Genomic DNA, 15,235 nt, shown 5'->3' with positions numbered 1-15,235 from the left:
AGCTGCCGTTGCCGCCATTTTTTATCCGGAGGTGAAATCTATTGCCACGGCCAGTTTGGGCCGAGATTGATTTAGCCGCGATTGCCCACAACGTCCGCGCCATTAAAAAAATACTGCCCCCCCAAACTGAGGTTATGGCTGTTGTCAAAGCCAACGCTTACGGGCACGGGGCCGTGCCCGTAGCCAGGACGGCCCTGGCGAACGGTGTCACGTGGCTGGGAGTAGCTACCCTTGATGAGGCTATGGTTTTACGGGAAGAGGGGATTACAGCCCCCGTTCTTATTTTAGGCTATACCCCGCCCGAAGATGCCGGCCGGGTGGTGGCCGCGGACCTGTCCCAGACGGTCTTTAGCCTGGAACAGGCCCGGGTCTTAGATGCTGCCGCTGCTGCCGCCGGGACCAGGGCGCGGCTGCACTTAAAAATTGATACCGGCATGGGACGGTTGGGTTTTTTGCCTGACCGGGCCGTTGCGGAGGTCCTGGCCATGGCCAGGTTGCCACACGTCCGGCTGGAAGGTATCTTCACCCATTTTGCCGCGTCCGATGCGGCCGATAAAACCTATACCAGGCGGCAACTGGACCTGTTTCAGAAAGTAATTGCCGACCTGGAACAGCAGGGCCTGACCTTCCCCTGGCGCCATGCCGCCAATAGCGGCGCCATAATCGACCTGCCGGAAACCCATTTCAACCTGGTGCGGGCGGGGATTATCCTTTATGGTCACTATCCTTCGCCGGAGGTCCGGAAGGAGCGCCTGGACTTGCACCCGGCCATGACTTTGAAGACCCGGATCGTCCTGGTGAAGGATGTGCCGGCAGGGGCTTTTATCAGTTATGGTTGCACTTATTGTACCCCTGCTCCTGCCAGGATAGCTACTTTACCGATAGGTTACGCCGACGGCTACTCGCGCCTTCTTTCCAACCGGGCGCAAATATTAATCCGGGGCCGCCGGGCACCGGTTGTCGGCCGGGTGTGTATGGATCAGTGCATGATAGACGTAACGGCTATACCGGAAGCCCGCGTTGGTGATGAAGTTGTCCTTTTCGGCCGCCAGGGAAAGGAGATCTTATCCGTGGAAGAGGTAGCCGGGTGGATGGGGACGATAAACTACGAAATTCTCTGCATGATTTCCGGGAGGGTACCACGGGTATATAAACCAAAAGTTAAAAAATGGTTATTAAAATGATTTCCTACCGCCCTTGCACTGGTAATCCTTTACCGCTATAATTGGTTATATCATGACGGCAATATAAAGTGTTTATAGAATGTATCCTGCTCAGGGCGTTCTAAAGTTGTACTTCCCAGAGGAGGTGCCTTTTCTTGCCGGGTGTTAAACGGATCATGATCAGTTTACCGGAAAGCCTCCTGGCCGAGGTCGACGGCCTGGCGACCCTGGAAAGGCGAAATAGGAGTGAATTTATCCGCGAAGCCATGAAATTATATATAACGGAACGTAAACGCCGCAATATACGGGAGCAAATGAAGCGGGGCTACCAGGAAATGGCGTCAATCAACCTGTCCCTTGCTGTGGAACACTATGATATAGAGAATGAAGCCCAGAAATACTACGACAGCAGACTGGCGGAGTGTAAATAAAATGCTGGTTCGGCGTGGAGACGTCTTTTATGCCCATCTGAATCCGGTTGTCGGTTCCGAACAAGGAGGAACCAGGCCGGTGCTCATCATCCAGAATGACATCGGCAATCAGTACAGTCCTACCACGATTGTTGCCGCTATAACGTCCCAGATCGCCAAGGCAAAATTACCCACCCACGTGGAAATCAGCGCTGCCAGGAGCGGCCTGGAGCGGGATTCGGTTATCCTCCTGGAACAAATCCGCACTATTGACAAAAGCCGCCTCAAACAGAAGATAGCCGTCCTTGACGAAGAAACCCTGGAAAAGGTCAACCGCGCCATAGAGATCAGCCTGGGTTTGATAGAGATATGACTTGTAGGAAGGAAAATAGCAGGGAAGTAGCAGGATAAATTGTGGCTGCGCCAAGGAAGGGAGTTAGCTGTAGCCTGGTGCGCGGCCTATCTCCAAGTTAACCGGTAATTAGCCATGACCTGCTTCTGACGTGGCGGTGATGTAGAGCCGTCTTTTTTTAATATATTTTTACCTTAGTTGCAAGGAATTGGTCACTGCGTGTCGAATAAACACCGGTGGTAACTTTGTACAGCTGCTTTTTGAGATAATGCCGGAGGATGTTTTGTCGTGCCAAGAATACTAATCGTTGATGACCAGCGGGGTGTGCGCGCCTTATTACAGCTTGCTTTCCAGGAAGAAGGCTATCAGGTGGCAACGGCAGTTAACGGGAGAGAGGCCCTGCGCCAGGTGGAACGCTGGCAACCGGATGTGGTAGTGATGGATGTCAGGATGCCCGTCATGGGCGGCCTGGAAGCCTTACCGCGAATCAAGGCCATAGCACCGCGAACAGCGGTTATTATTATGTCGGCTTATTTTGATGGGATGGCTGTGGCCGAAGTATGGCGCCTAGGAGCCACAGACTTTATCTACAAACCCTTTGACCTGGACGAATTAAAGGCTAAAGTCAAGGTCGCTTTGCCTGGCGAAGAACCTGCAGGCAGGAAAGCGGCTCAATGATAACGAAGTATAAAAGCCGCCTGTATACCACGGCAGGTGGCTTTTATAATTTTTGGAGGTGGACAATACGATGGCTTCATGGGATTTGTACGTTATTATTACAACTAAACTGGGAGGGGGCCGGCCAACCCTGGAACTGGTACGCGAGGCCCTGGCCGGCGGGGCGACGGCCATCCAGTTGCGGGAGAAAGACCTGCCGGCCCGAGAATTGGTAGAGCTGGGCCGGGAGATCCGGAAACTTACCCGCGCTGCGGGAGCTACCTTTATCATTAACGATCGCCTTGATGTAGTCCTGGCAGTAGAGGCCGACGGCGTCCATATCGGCCAGGAGGATTTACCGGCCAGGGTAGCCCGTGAGCTCCTTGGTTCGGGGAAAATCCTGGGGGTATCAACGGGAACGGTGACCGAGGCCAGGCAGGCCGTTGCCGACGGCGCTGATTATCTGGGCGTCGGCAGTATCTATGCTACCAGTAGTAAAGGGGATGCCGGCGAACCTATCGGCCTGGCGGGGTTAAAGGCTATCCGGGCCGCAGTCACTATACCCGTTATCGCCATAGGCGGCATCAATAACGATAACGCCGCCGAAGTTATTGCAGCCGGGGCCGATGGTATTGCCGTCCTTTCGGCGGTGATCGGGGCACCGGACGTTGCTGCAGCAGCCAGGGAATTGCTGGCTGCTGTAAGGCAGTCCCGGCAATAGGGCATCAAATTATGTACTGACGTGGAGGCCGACCGGGGCAAGTACAATTTCCGGCAGGAATATCGTTGTAAAGGTAGAAGTATCCTTGTGGGTGATTATTATGGATCTGGAAACCCTCCGCCGGAAGGCCTTGGCCTGCCGGGGATGTGGTTTAAGGCAGGGTGCCAGGCAGGTGGTTTTTGGAGAAGGTAACCCGCGGGCCGGTTTAATGCTGGTGGGAGAGGGCCCCGGCGCCCGGGAAGACGAACTGGGGCGCCCTTTTGTGGGACCGGCGGGGGAATTGCTCGACCGCATCCTGGTTGCAGCCGGCTTTAAACGGGAAGAATTATATATAACCAATGTTGTTAAATGCCGGCCTCCTGGTAACCGCCAGCCTGTTCCCGCCGAAGTGCAGGCCTGCCGGCCCATCCTGGAGGCCCAGATTAAACTCATTCAGCCCCAAATTATCGTCTGCCTGGGAGCAGTTGCCACCCGAGCTTTAATTGCCCCGGGGGCCAGCATTACCCGGTTGCGGGGCCATTGGATTGCCCGGGACGGAATCCGTTACCTGCCAACCTTTCACCCGGCAGCCCTTCTCAGGGATGCCGCCAAAAAGCGGCCGGTGTGGGAGGATTTTAAAAGCCTGCGGGACGTTTACCGCTCCCTGAACACGGAACAGCTGTCCCTTGATTTTTTAGAAACAACGGTTGGAAATTGATACAGGAATGAATGAACGGTGACCAAGGTGCAAAAATGGTTAAAGGATGCCGGGGCCACCGGGGAACTAGGCCGGATTCTGGGCCGGCTTTTAGGACCCGGGGATGTTGTTATCCTCACCGGCGAACTGGGGGCCGGCAAGACCACCCTGGCCCAGGGCCTGGCCCGGGGCCTGGGAGTGACCGGAAGGGTTACAAGCCCCACTTTCACCCTGATCCAGGAACACCAGGGCCGCCTGCCCTTTTACCATATTGATATTTACCGTCTGGATGACCCGGGGGCTGCCGTGGAGCTGGGACTGGAAGAGTATTTGTATGGCCGGGGTGTGACGGTGATCGAATGGGGGGAACGCCTAGGGGAACTCTTACCCCCGGAGTATCTGGAGGTTTGCCTGGAATATGACCCTCGATCAGGACGCCGCGCCATCCTGAAGGCCAGGGGTGAACGTTACGACCGTATCCTGGAGGAGTTGATAAAAATTGCTTGTTCTGGGCCTTGACAGTGCCACCCAGGTTGCCGGGGTAGCTTTGATGGACGGTGACCGGCTGGTAGCCGAAATGTTTTTCAATACCCGCAAAAACCACTCCCAGCGCCTGCTACCCATGATCGCGGCCCTGCTCCGTGAAGCCGGGGTAAAACCGGCCGATCTTGATGGCCTGGCCGTGGCCCTGGGACCGGGATCCTTTACAGGTTTACGAATCGGCCTGGCCACAGTCAAAGGCCTGGCCCATGCGGCGCAAAAACCGGTGGCCGGTGTTCCCACCCTGGACGGCCTGGCGTGGAACGCCTGGGAAGTACCGGGGCTGGTCTGCCCGGTACTCTACGCGCGCCGCCAGGAGGTATATACGGCCCTTTACCGCTGGCAGGAGGGAAAGTTATGCCGTTTAACACCATATCAGGCCGGGGATCCTCACTCGCTGGTCGCATCCTTAAAATCGTACACCGGGCCGGTCTATTTTTTAGGGGATGGCGTGGACCCTTACCGGGAAGCCTGGCAGCAGCTGGGCTCCAGGGCCCGCTTTCTTCCCTCCACCAGCATCCTGCCGCGGGCGGCGCAGATAGCCAGGCTGGGCCGGGAACGCCTCCTGGGCGGGCAGGAAGACGACCTTTTCCAATTAAAGCCACTTTACCTCCGCCCGTCACCGGCGGAGAGGCAGGACGAGTCGAAGTGCAAATCCTGCCCATGACGGGTGAATACCTGGACGGGGTGCTGGCCATCGAAAGGGCTTCCTTTCCTACCCCGTGGACGCGTCATTCTTTTTTAAATGAGATATATAATAATAATTTCGCCTATTATTATGTAGCACTGGCCGGAGGAAAGGTAATCGGCTATGCGGGGATGTGGATTATCCTTGAGGAAGCCCACGTTACCAATGTGGCCGTTCATCCCCGCTACCGCGGCCGGCGTTTGGGGGAATTACTTCTCAAGGTCCTGATGCAGGAAGCTATCCGCCTGGGCGCCGACCGGATGACCCTGGAGGTACGGGTTTCCAACCGGCCGGCCCAGCGCCTTTATGAACGCCTGGGCTTTGGCCGCGCCGGGATCCGTAAGGGTTATTATAACGACAACCGTGAAGACGCCATTATAATGTGGAAACACTTTTTTAAGGAGAATGGCAGTGGAACCGGCGACCACTATTCTGGCCATCGAAACTTCCTGTGACGAGACGGCGGCAGCCGTCGTTATTAACGGTACTGAGCTACGGTCCAATATTGTCGCTTCCCAGATCGCTGCCCACCGCCGCTTTGGCGGGGTAGTGCCAGAGATAGCCTCCCGGCATCATATGGAAAACATCGTCCCGGTGGTGGATGAAGCCCTGCACGCCGCAGGATTGTCCTTTACCGACCTGGATGCTGTGGCGGTTACGTACGGGCCCGGCCTGGTGGGAGCCTTGCTGGTGGGCCTGGCCTATGCCAAAAGCCTGGCTTATGCCCTGGATAAACCCCTCATCGGCGTCCACCACCTGCTGGGCCATATCTATGCCGGTTTTTTGCAGTATCCCCGGTTACCCCTCCCGGCCGTTTGCCTGGTGGTATCCGGCGGCCATACCAGCCTGGTTTACCTGGAAAGCCATACCCGCCGGCGCATCCTGGGAGCTACCCGGGATGATGCCGCCGGGGAGGCCTTTGATAAAGTGGCCCGGGTGCTGGGCCTCCCTTATCCCGGCGGACCTGAATTAGAAAAGCTGGCCCGGGAAGGTAATCCCCGGGCTATAAGTTTCCCCCGGGCCTGGCTGGAAGAAGACAGCCTGGACTTCAGTTTCAGCGGTTTGAAATCGGCGGTAATCAACTACCTCCATCATGCCCGCCAGGCCGGGATGGAGGTTAATGGCGCCGATGTAGCTGCCAGTTTCCAGGCGGCGGTGGTAGAGGTCCTGGTGGCCAAAGCTATCCAGGCAGCAAGGCGTTTTGCGGCCCGCTCCATCCTCCTCGCCGGCGGTGTGGCGGCCAACGGCGTCTTGCGCCGGGAGCTGGCGGCAGTAGCCCGGGAGGCGGGCTTGCCCGTCTTTTTCCCGGCACCTGATTTGTGTACCGACAATGCCGCCATGATCGCTTGCGCCGCTTACTACCAGTACCAGCGCCGGGATTTTGCCCCCCTGGACTTAAACGCTATCCCTGATTTACCACTTTATTAACAGGCTCCCGGGCCGTGCCGGGACTTTTTTGGGACCTGAACGGCTGTTTTTGTGGATGATTTCTTACTGTGGATAATGTGCATAAACCTGTGACTAACTCAAAATTAAGGCTTCCCTTGCTGTGGATAGATTTACAATCATCATGGTCGGGGGGGTTCCGTTTTATGTGGATAAATGGCCGGAGGCCTTGATTTTCAAGGGATTAATATGTGGAAAGGTTGTGGATAGAGGCTGTAGGACCCTGTTCCTATGAATGAGCCGGTTTTGTAAAAGCCGGGGAAGGAATCGGGTGCCTTTATGTCAAATATGTTTGTGACACTTTGCCGGGCCGGGGGTGCACCTTGAAAAAACAGTTAAGACGGGAGATTATTGCCAGGAGAAATTCCCTGGCAGCAGCGCTTAGGGAAGCCAAAAGCAGGATTATACTTAATAAACTCCAGGGGTTACCTGTCTGGCAACAGGCAGGCGTCATAATGAGTTACGTTTCCTTTGGCAGTGAGGTGGCCACCCCTGAGCTGATAAAAACAGCTCTGGCCGGGGGGAAGCGGGTAGCCGTGCCGTTATGTGTGCGGGAGGGGAGGCGCCTCATCGCTTCGGAAATCTTTGCTTTCCCCGGCGACTTGCAACCCGGTACCTGGGGGATCCTGGAACCCCGGCCGGAATGCCTGCGCCCCCTGGACCCCGGACTAATCGACCTAGCCATCGTGCCCGGGGTGGCCTTTGACAGGGCCGGCAACCGCCTGGGTTACGGCGCCGGCTATTATGATCGGTTCCTGGCCACTTTAAGGCCCGGAACTAAGGCCGTTGCCCTGGCCTTTGCCGAGCAGGTTGTCCCCGACGTTTATCCCGAGGCCCATGATCGGCCGGTGGATGTGGTTATTACAGATGTGGAAATTATAGAACTATGAGGCTCGCAGCAGGGTTTTCCCGGGTGGACGGCAAGTGACGCTACAACCCGGATCCTTCGCCCCAGAGACAGCGACCCTTGAGGAGTTCCTATGGGATACCTGCTATCGGTTCGGGCAGTGATGCCTGGGTAAAGGATAAAAATGGTGGGAAAATACGTGGATGCAAAGTAAACAGGGACTATGTCTTGTTTTAAGCGTGGCAATACTGGCAGTAGCCCTGGCAGGATTGTATCTATGGCAGGAGCGGACGACTGTTCTTGAGGAAGCCCTGTATTATCTAACGGTGTGGCGGTCAGGGCAGGCAGTTGCTCATCAGGAACCTGATCCGGCAACTTTATCCCCGGCACCGCCGCCTGTTGAAGGGGCGAGGTACGACGTTTTGGTGGTAGGAGGGCAGCCGGAAGGTGTGGCCGCGGCCATTTCGGCAGCCCGCCAGGGAGCCAGGGTACTGCTGGTAGAAAAGCGCGACGGCCTGGGCGGCCTTTTTACTTACGGCTGGCTGAACTTTATTGATATGAATTACGGGCCGAAATACGAACTGTTAACCTGCGGCACTTTTCTTGATTTTTACCGCCAGGTGGGAGGTAACGTTTTTGATGTCGCCGTTGCCAAAAAAGTTTTCCTGGAAATGGTGGAGCGCTATCCCAACCTGGCTTTAAGCCTGAATACTGCCTTTAAGGAGCCCATCCTGGAAGGCAGTAAGTTAATTGGTATCAGGGCCGTAAGGGACGGCCGGGACGTATCCCTCTACGCCGGCCGGATCATCGATGCCACCCAGGATGCCGACGTTGCCGCCGCGGCCGGGGTCCCTTATACGATTGGTGCCGAGGATATGGGCGACAAACAACGGCGCCAGGCCGTGACCCTGGTCTTTCACCTGGGGGGAATCGACTGGGCGGCCCTGAAGCAGGCCGTCAATGCAGGCCAGTTCAAAGACACCAAGATCTCCGACCGGGCCGCCTGGGGCTTTGCCGACATTGGCTCGGCCTACCAGCCTTCCACCCCGCGCCTGCGACTGCGGGGCTTGAATATCGGCCGCCAGGATGACGGCACCATCCTCATTAACGCCCTGCAGATCTTTGGTGTTGACGGCCTGAGCGAGGCTGCCAAAGCTGAGGCCATGCAATTGGCACGGGAGGAACTTCCCGCTATTACAGCTTTCCTGCGCTCCCGGTTGCCCGGTTTTGCCGGCGCCATACTTTTAGGAACGGCGCCGGAACTTTACGTCCGGGAAACCCGCCACATCAAGGCCCTTTACCAGCTGGACCTGAGTGATGTCCTTTTTAACCGCTATTTCCCCGACGCCATCGCCCTGGGCTCCTACCCGGTGGATGTCCAGGCTACTTCACCCCAGGATAAGGGTTACGTTTACGGCCGGCCGGAAGTCTACAGCATTCCTTTCCGTTCCCTGGTGCCCCGGGAAGTGGATAACCTCCTGGTGGTAGGGCGCTCGGCCGGTTATACCCACCTGGCCGCCGGCAGCGCCCGGGTAGTGCCTGTAGGCATGGCTACCGGCGACGCCGCCGGGGTGGCGGCCGCTTACTCTTTGAAGGCAAATAAGAATTTCCGGGAACTGGCGGCCGGCCTCGAAGACATTAAAGCCATTCAGGACCTCCTGGTTAAAGCCGGTGCCAACCTGAAAGACTACAAAATCAAGAATCCCTTTGCCGAACACTGGGCCTTTGCCGGCCTGCAGTTCGTCAATCGCTGGGGGTTGATTGTCGCCGGTTATAATAACGACTGGAAACTGGAAGCCCCGGTCAACCAGGCGAGTTTTTACTATATGACGGCTAATGCCTTAAAATGGGCAGCCGGCCGGGGCGACCTGGTTGCCGCCAAGGCGGCTGCTTTACAGCCCTTTCTTGAACGGGAACCCTTGACCCGGGGCAATGCCGCCCGCCTCCTCCTCACCTACCTGGGCGAGGACGCAGCAGTTTTAGACCCGGCGGTAGCCGTAGCCCGGGCCGGGGCCTGGAGCCTCCTGCCCGTGGAAAAGACGGGAAGCGATCCCCGGGGAATAGTAACCGGAGCGGAAGCCTACTACGCCATTGAGAGGCTTTGCGCCCTGGTGGGAAAAAGATAAAATCATAATTACCGCTTGCTTCCTGCTTCTGGTTATGCTACAATAGACATAACCGCATAATATATCTCCGAGCCAGTGGACCTAAGGTGTTAAAGCTATGGTTACTGGCCTCCTGCCTGTTTGCCAGGCAGCGACGGGGTAGGCGGGGAAACCTGCCTGCCTCCCGGAATGGGAAAGGAGTTTTTAGTAACTTCAGGCACCCCCTTCCGGGTGCCTTATATTTTAGATTAAGGGTACAGGAGAATGCAGGAGGGAGGTGCTCATGTGGTTGACCGGGAAGCCATCCAGGTAGCAGTAAAAGAAGCCGCGGCTAATCATGGCGGCAGGCTGCCCTGTGCGGTTGCCCAGGAAGTGGCCCGTCGCTTGCAGGTTCCCATGCGTGAGGTGGGACAGGCCGCCGATGATCTAAAGATAAAGATTATCCAGTGCCAGCTCGGGTGTTTTGAGTAGCAGGGGGATAGGAATGGAACTCTTTCGGGTGGTAACGCTGGCTGAAGCGCGGAGATTGCTTTCCCGCTACTGGCCCCTGCCGGGACGGCAGGAAGTGGTTTTACCCTTGCTTGCTGCCCTGGGGCGCGAGCTGGCCCGGCCGGTGGTGGCGCAGGACGACGTTCCGGGTTTTACCCGGGCTACCATGGACGGTTATGCCGTGCGGGCAGTTGATACCTTCGGGGCCGGGGAAAGGGAACCGGTAATTCTACACCTGGTAGGAGAGGTAGCTATGGGTCAGCCGGCGAAGGTCACCGTCGGCCCCGGCCAGGCTGTGGCCGTAGCTACCGGGAGCATGATCCCTGCGGGTGCTGATGCGGTAGTAATGGTAGAAAATACTGAAATTCTTGCTGAGGGCAGGGTAGCTGTTTTTAAACCCGTCGCCCCGGGGCAGGATCTGGTGCGCCGTGGTGCCGATGCCCGCGCCGGCACCAGGGTCCTTCCAGCCGGCCGTACTTTACGCCCCCAGGACCTGGGGATCCTGGCCAGCCTGGGAGTTACGCAGGCAACTGTATATGAACCCTGGCGGGTAGGCATCCTGGCTACCGGTAATGAAATCGTCCCTCCCGATGCCGAACCTGCACCCGGCCAGGTTAGAGATATTAATTCCTACACCCTGGCCGGGCTTGCCGGTCAGTGCGGCGCCGAGGTCACCCTCTACGGTATTGCCCCCGATGATCTGGAGGCCCTCACCGCCAGGGTTAGGCAGGCAATGTCGGAAAACCATATGGTACTTCTTTCTGGCGGCAGCTCCGTAGGTACCCGCGATTTGACCGTCCAGGTCCTGGCCGGCCTGGGACAGCCGGGCCTCCTCTTTCATGGTGTAGCCGTCCGCCCGGGCAAGCCCACCGTTGCGGCAGTGGCCGGCGATAAGATGATCCTGGGCCTGCCTGGCCATCCCGTTTCGGCCATGGTTGTTTTCAGGATCTTAATCGAACCCCTGTTACGCTACGGGGGCTACGACCATTTCTTGGGGAAGGGAACGGTGGCGGCGAGGTTAAGCCGGACAATTACTTCCACCCCCGGCCGGGAGGACTATATCCGCGTCCGCCTGGAAGCAGGCCCGGGTGGGTTCCTGGCCGTACCGGTACCGGGAGGATCGAGTATGATCTCATCCATGGTCCAGGCCGATGGCCTGATAACCGTTCCCCTGGAGGAAGAGGGCTTGGAGGCGGGGGCACAGGTAGAGGTTAAATTGTTTTAGCCGGGATATTGTCCAGAATGCGGTGTGTTGCCGGGTCCCGGACACCGGTGCGTAAAAGCAGGGCGCACGCGGATAAAGTCGTGAAGACGAACTAACGTGGATTATGCCCGGGAAAGAAGGGTTGGTTATTGGCACGTAAGGTATTTGTCACCAGCCGGCCCTGGCAGGAGGCCCGGGAGGAATTCCTGCGAACCTTAAGGGCCAACGGCTACCTCGTGGAATTACCGGCTGAAGAAATAGACGTCACCAGAGCCCTGGGCCGGGTGACGGCGGCGCCGGTCTATGCCGCCATCTCCTCGCCTCACTACCCGGCAGCGGCCATGGACGGGATAGCCGTACGGGCGGAAGCAACCTTCACTGCCGGCGAGGGTAGCCCCCTGGAACTGGCCCTTGGTCGCGAGGCGGTGACGGTTGATACCGGCGATCCCATACCGGAAGGTTTTGACGCCGTTATCATGGTTGAAGAAGTAGCCTTTAAAGATAAGGGTGTTGCCGTTATCAGGCGACCGGCCGTGCCCGGCCAGAATATCCGGCCGGTGGGCGAGGATATCACGGCCGGTGAGCTGCTAGTGCCTGCCGGCCATGTCCTAACTCCTTATGATCTGGGGGGAATGCTATCGGCCGGGGTCCTCCGGGTAGCAGTCCGGCCGCGGCCGCGGGTAGCCATCCTGCCCACGGGAACGGAGCTGGTGCCGCCCAACCCCAGCCCGGCTCCCGGCCAAATCCTGGAGTCCAACGGCACCATGCTGGCCGGGCAGGTTACCCTCTGGGGGGGAGACCCCCGGGTTTATCCCATAACCCCCGATGATTACCGGCTTTTGCAGGAACGCCTGCTGCAGGCCGTAGCGGAAAACGACCTGGTTCTCATCAATGCCGGCTCCTCGGCCGGGCGGGATGACTATACCGCCGGCCTGGTGGCCGAGCTAGGGCAGGTGTTGACCCACGGGGTAGCCACCCGGCCCGGGAAGCCGGTAATCCTGGGTGTAGTCGCAGGTAAGCCGGTGATCGGCGTTCCCGGCTACCCCGTATCCGCCGCCCTGTGCGCGGAACTTTTCGCCCGGCCGGTTATCTATTACCGCCAGGGATTGAAACCGCCCCGGCGGGAGCGGGTCCGGGCCGTCCTGGGCCGTAAAATCTACTCCCCCCTGGGCCGGGAGGAATTCGTCCGCGTCCGCCTGGAGAAGGGGGGGGACAGGCTGGTGGCCTTCCCCACTTCCCGTGGTGCCGCCACCATCATGGCCCTGGCTCGCGCCGACGGCATCGTGGTGGTCCCCCGCCTGGCCGAGGGTTTTGCCGCCGGCCAGGAAGTGACGGTATATCTCCTGCGACCACTGGAAACCCTTGAGGGAGGAACTTCAAGCAGCCAGGGCCAGGAGGAATAACTTTTACCTGTGGCCGTGGTGTGGCGGTATGGCCAAGATACCGTTTACCGGAGAAAAGAGGGAGACCGGTGGAAGATAATTTTTGCCGCCAGATAAATTACCTGCGCATTGCCATCACCGATCGCTGCAACCTCCGTTGCCGCTACTGCATGCCGGCCACCGGCGTGCCATTAAAGAGCCACGAGGACATCCTCCGGCTGGAAGAGATTGTCACCCTGGCGCGGGCGGCCGGCAGTACCGGGATTAACCGCATCCGTCTCACCGGGGGCGAGCCCCTGGTGAGGAAAAACGTAGTAACCCTGGTGCGGGAGCTGGCTAAACTTCCGGCCATCAAAGAGGTTTCTCTCACCACTAACGGCATCTTCCTGGGCAGCCTGGCCGGGGCCCTCAAGGAAGCGGGCTTGAGCCGGGTAAATATCAGCCTGGATACGCTGAAAAAGGAACGCTACCGCTATATTACCCGCCGGGGCAACCTCAACAGCGTCTGGCAGGGCATCCGCGTTGCCCTGGCTGCAGGCTTAACACCGGTAAAAATTAATGTTGTCGTCACCAGGGGCTTTAACGATGACGAGATCCTGGACTTTGCCCGGCTGGCTATAGAAGAACCCCTGCACATCCGTTTTATAGAGCTGATGCCCATCGGCGCGGCTGCTGCTTCTGCCGGCGGTTATGTGCCCATGGACGAGATTAAAAGCCGGGTCGAGCGGGTCTATCACCTGGAACCTTTAGCAGACCTGGCGACCAACGGTCCTGCAGTTAACTTTAAAGTCGCCGGCGGCCAGGGCAGTATCGGCTTTATCAGCGCCATGTCCAGTCACTTCTGTCACCGCTGTAACCGCCTGCGCCTGACGGCCGACGGGAAGCTGCGGCCCTGCCTTTACTGGGACGGGGAAATAGACGTCAAAGGGCCTTTGCGCGCCGGGGCATCTGAGGCGGAACTGGCGGCCATCTTTGCCCGGGCCGTCAGCTTGAAGCCGGCCGAACACCACATGGAAACCGGCTGGCGCCAAACCCGGGTCATGTCCCAGATCGGCGGCTGATCCACTTAAAAAACTTTACAAGGAGCTATTACTATGCCCAATGCCCTTACACACCTTGATGATAAAGGCGCCGCCCGCATGGTCGACGTCGGCGCTAAGGCCGTTACCGGGCGGGTGGCCGTTGCTCGTGGACGGGTGCTGATGAGCAAAAACACCCTGGATCTCATCCTGGAGGGGCAGGTGCCCAAGGGCGATGTCCTGGCCGTGGCCCGGGTGGCCGGGATTATGGCCGCCAAAGAAACGGGGTTGTTAATCCCCCTCTGCCACCCCTTGTCCATCAGCGCGGTGAGCGTCGACTTCCGTCCTGACCGGGAAACGGGAGCCCTGGAAATCGAAGCGCGGGTGAAAACCACCGGGCAGACCGGCGTGGAAATGGAAGCCCTGACGGCAGTCAGCGTAGCCGCCCTGACCATTTACGACATGTGCAAAGCCGTCGAGCGGGGCATGGTTATCGATAACATCAGGTTAGTCGAAAAATCGGGTGGCCGCAGCGGCCGCTTCTTGCGGGAAGGTGAGAAACCATGGGACGCATCGTAGCCGTCTGCACCTCGGCCAATAAGGGCGAGCGCAAAAAGAATATCGGCCGCGGCATGCTCATTGCCAACCACGGCCTGGAGGGCGACGCCCATGCCGGTCCCTGGCATCGCCAGGTCAGCCTGCTGGCCATGGAAAGTATTGTCAAAATGCAGGCCAAAGGCCTGAAAGTCGGCCCCGGCGACTTCGCCGAAAACCTGACGACGGAGGGTATTGACCTGGTATCCCTGCCGGTCGGTACGAAATTGAGAATCGGCGACCGGGTCCTGGCAGAGGTGACCCAGATCGGCAAGGAGTGCCACAGCCGCTGCGCCATTTACCGGCAAGCCGGCGACTGCGTCATGCCCCGCGAGGGAATTTTTGTGGCCGTCCTGGAGGGCGGCCCGGTCCAGGTGGGCGATCCTATCGAGGTGGTAGCCTCGTGATCCGGATAGCAATACTTACGGCCAGCGATAAGGGTTCCCGGGGCGAACGGGAGGATAAGAGCGCGGCCGTTATCCGAGAAATGGTGGCGGGGCTAGGCGAAGTGGTGGCCTATGAGGTTGTTCCTGATGAGCGTCAAATTCTAGCCGCAAAGTTGCGAGAGTTTTGCGACGTGGTGGGGGCCGATCTCGTTCTCACCACCGGGGGCACCGGCTTTAGCCCCCGGGATGTGACCCCGGAGGCCACCCGTGATGTAATCGAAAAGGAAGTTCCGGGGTTGCCGGAGGCCATGCGGGCCGCCAGCTTGAAGATCACCCCCCAGGCCATGCTCTCCCGGGCCATAGCCGGCATCCGGGGGAAGTCTCTGATCGTCAACCTGCCCGGTAGCCCCAAAGGAGTGCGGGAAAACCTGGCGGCCATACTGCCGGCCTTGCCCCACGGCCTGGCCATCTTAAAGGGCGAGGCCAATGAGTGCGGGCAGGCGTAAGATTGATTACAGCCGCTTTAGGTTATAAAGAAGCCCCGTTCTGCCATGCG

At 58.5% G+C, this 15,235-nt stretch carries 19 protein-coding genes and 1 riboswitch; all 19 genes read left to right on the top strand.

Features of this window, described 5'->3' with window-relative positions:
- The first annotated feature begins 41 nt into the window (after positions 1-41).
- The 19 genes from alr to NWF31_RS00975 all read left to right on the top strand — a co-directional run bounded on the left by alr (position 42) and on the right by NWF31_RS00975 (position 15,185).
- Positions 42-1,184, top strand: a complete 1,143-nt coding sequence (alr, locus tag NWF31_RS01065) for an alanine racemase (protein ID WP_258358647.1) — start codon at positions 42-44, stop codon at positions 1,182-1,184.
- A gap of 134 nt (positions 1,185-1,318) precedes the next feature.
- A complete protein-coding gene (locus NWF31_RS01060; protein WP_277998702.1) occupies positions 1,319-1,594 on the top strand; it encodes a CopG family ribbon-helix-helix protein in 276 nt (91 codons plus the stop codon).
- Position 1,595: 1 nt separating this feature from the next.
- Positions 1,596-1,946, top strand: coding sequence for a type II toxin-antitoxin system PemK/MazF family toxin (locus NWF31_RS01055; protein ID WP_258358646.1), 351 nt, complete (start codon positions 1,596-1,598; stop codon positions 1,944-1,946).
- 267 nt (positions 1,947-2,213) lie between these two features.
- Positions 2,214-2,603 carry a response regulator gene (locus NWF31_RS01050; RefSeq protein ID WP_258358645.1) on the top strand — a complete coding sequence of 130 codons (390 nt, stop codon included), beginning with the start codon at positions 2,214-2,216 and terminating at the stop codon, positions 2,601-2,603.
- Between the two features lie 70 nt (positions 2,604-2,673).
- Positions 2,674-3,303: a thiamine phosphate synthase gene (gene thiE / locus NWF31_RS01045; RefSeq protein WP_258358644.1), complete on the top strand. Its 630-nt coding sequence runs from the start codon at positions 2,674-2,676 to the stop codon at positions 3,301-3,303.
- A 91-nt stretch (positions 3,304-3,394) separates the two neighbouring features.
- Positions 3,395-4,000, top strand: a complete 606-nt coding sequence (locus NWF31_RS01040) for a uracil-DNA glycosylase (RefSeq protein WP_258358973.1) — start codon at positions 3,395-3,397, stop codon at positions 3,998-4,000.
- Positions 4,001-4,018: 18 nt separating this feature from the next.
- Entirely contained in the window at positions 4,019-4,498 is a 480-nt protein-coding gene (tsaE, locus tag NWF31_RS01035; protein ID WP_258358643.1) for a tRNA (adenosine(37)-N6)-threonylcarbamoyltransferase complex ATPase subunit type 1 TsaE, read from the top strand.
- Positions 4,479-5,186, top strand: coding sequence for a tRNA (adenosine(37)-N6)-threonylcarbamoyltransferase complex dimerization subunit type 1 TsaB (gene tsaB, locus NWF31_RS01030; protein WP_258358642.1), 708 nt, complete (start codon positions 4,479-4,481; stop codon positions 5,184-5,186). Before tsaE ends, tsaB begins: the two co-directional genes overlap by 20 nt.
- Complete coding sequence (rimI, locus tag NWF31_RS01025) at positions 5,183-5,662, top strand: ribosomal protein S18-alanine N-acetyltransferase (RefSeq protein WP_277998737.1); 480 nt, start codon at positions 5,183-5,185, stop codon at positions 5,660-5,662. Before tsaB ends, rimI begins: the two co-directional genes overlap by 4 nt.
- Positions 5,619-6,635, top strand: a complete 1,017-nt coding sequence (gene tsaD / locus NWF31_RS01020; RefSeq protein WP_422880223.1) for a tRNA (adenosine(37)-N6)-threonylcarbamoyltransferase complex transferase subunit TsaD — start codon at positions 5,619-5,621, stop codon at positions 6,633-6,635. Before rimI ends, tsaD begins: the two co-directional genes overlap by 44 nt.
- A gap of 341 nt (positions 6,636-6,976) precedes the next feature.
- On the top strand, positions 6,977-7,543 hold the full coding sequence (locus tag NWF31_RS01015) for a 5-formyltetrahydrofolate cyclo-ligase (RefSeq protein ID WP_258358639.1): 567 nt from the start codon (positions 6,977-6,979) through the stop codon (positions 7,541-7,543).
- A 160-nt stretch (positions 7,544-7,703) separates the two neighbouring features.
- Positions 7,704-9,626, top strand: a complete 1,923-nt coding sequence (locus NWF31_RS01010) for an FAD-dependent oxidoreductase (RefSeq protein ID WP_258358638.1) — start codon at positions 7,704-7,706, stop codon at positions 9,624-9,626.
- Between the two features lie 53 nt (positions 9,627-9,679).
- Positions 9,680-9,822, top strand: a riboswitch (molybdenum cofactor riboswitch).
- 68 nt (positions 9,823-9,890) lie between these two features.
- Entirely contained in the window at positions 9,891-10,076 is a 186-nt protein-coding gene (locus NWF31_RS01005) for a hypothetical protein (RefSeq protein WP_258358637.1), read from the top strand.
- Positions 10,077-10,089: 13 nt separating this feature from the next.
- The gene (locus tag NWF31_RS01000) at positions 10,090-11,319 is read left to right on the top strand and encodes a molybdopterin molybdotransferase MoeA (protein ID WP_258358636.1); all 1,230 of its coding nucleotides are present in this window, start codon (positions 10,090-10,092) and stop codon (positions 11,317-11,319) included.
- Between the two features lie 128 nt (positions 11,320-11,447).
- The gene (locus NWF31_RS00995) at positions 11,448-12,701 is read left to right on the top strand and encodes a molybdopterin-binding protein (protein ID WP_258358635.1); all 1,254 of its coding nucleotides are present in this window, start codon (positions 11,448-11,450) and stop codon (positions 12,699-12,701) included.
- 68 nt (positions 12,702-12,769) lie between these two features.
- Complete coding sequence (gene moaA / locus NWF31_RS00990) at positions 12,770-13,741, top strand: GTP 3',8-cyclase MoaA (protein WP_258358634.1); 972 nt, start codon at positions 12,770-12,772, stop codon at positions 13,739-13,741.
- 33 nt (positions 13,742-13,774) lie between these two features.
- Positions 13,775-14,278, top strand: a complete 504-nt coding sequence (gene moaC / locus NWF31_RS00985; RefSeq protein WP_258358633.1) for a cyclic pyranopterin monophosphate synthase MoaC — start codon at positions 13,775-13,777, stop codon at positions 14,276-14,278.
- On the top strand, positions 14,263-14,700 hold the full coding sequence (locus NWF31_RS00980; protein WP_258358632.1) for an MOSC domain-containing protein: 438 nt from the start codon (positions 14,263-14,265) through the stop codon (positions 14,698-14,700). Before moaC ends, NWF31_RS00980 begins: the two co-directional genes overlap by 16 nt.
- Positions 14,697-15,185, top strand: a complete 489-nt coding sequence (locus NWF31_RS00975) for a MogA/MoaB family molybdenum cofactor biosynthesis protein (protein WP_258358631.1) — start codon at positions 14,697-14,699, stop codon at positions 15,183-15,185. Before NWF31_RS00980 ends, NWF31_RS00975 begins: the two co-directional genes overlap by 4 nt.
- Positions 15,186-15,235: the final 50 nt, after the last annotated feature.

The organism is Neomoorella sulfitireducens, assembly GCF_024733845.1.
GTDB lineage: Bacteria > Bacillota > DSM-521 > Neomoorellales > Neomoorellaceae > Neomoorella > Neomoorella sulfitireducens.
Note: the sequence above shows the minus strand (reverse complement) of the source record. Positions and strands in the feature narration are given on the sequence as shown.

Excerpts from the sequence above, each read along its gene's own strand:
- NWF31_RS01055 (WP_258358646.1), top strand. The coding sequence starts at position 1,596 with ATGCTGGTTCGGCGTGGAGACGTCTTTTATGCCCATCTGAATCCGGTT.
- thiE (WP_258358644.1), top strand. The coding sequence starts at position 2,674 with ATGGCTTCATGGGATTTGTACGTTATTATTACAACTAAACTGGGAGGG.
- rimI (WP_277998737.1), top strand. The coding sequence starts at position 5,183 with ATGACGGGTGAATACCTGGACGGGGTGCTGGCCATCGAAAGGGCTTCC.
- NWF31_RS01010 (WP_258358638.1), top strand. The coding sequence starts at position 7,704 with ATGCAAAGTAAACAGGGACTATGTCTTGTTTTAAGCGTGGCAATACTG.
- NWF31_RS01000 (WP_258358636.1), top strand. The coding sequence starts at position 10,090 with ATGGAACTCTTTCGGGTGGTAACGCTGGCTGAAGCGCGGAGATTGCTT.
- moaC (WP_258358633.1), top strand. The coding sequence starts at position 13,775 with ATGCCCAATGCCCTTACACACCTTGATGATAAAGGCGCCGCCCGCATG.
- NWF31_RS00980 (WP_258358632.1), top strand. The coding sequence starts at position 14,263 with ATGGGACGCATCGTAGCCGTCTGCACCTCGGCCAATAAGGGCGAGCGC.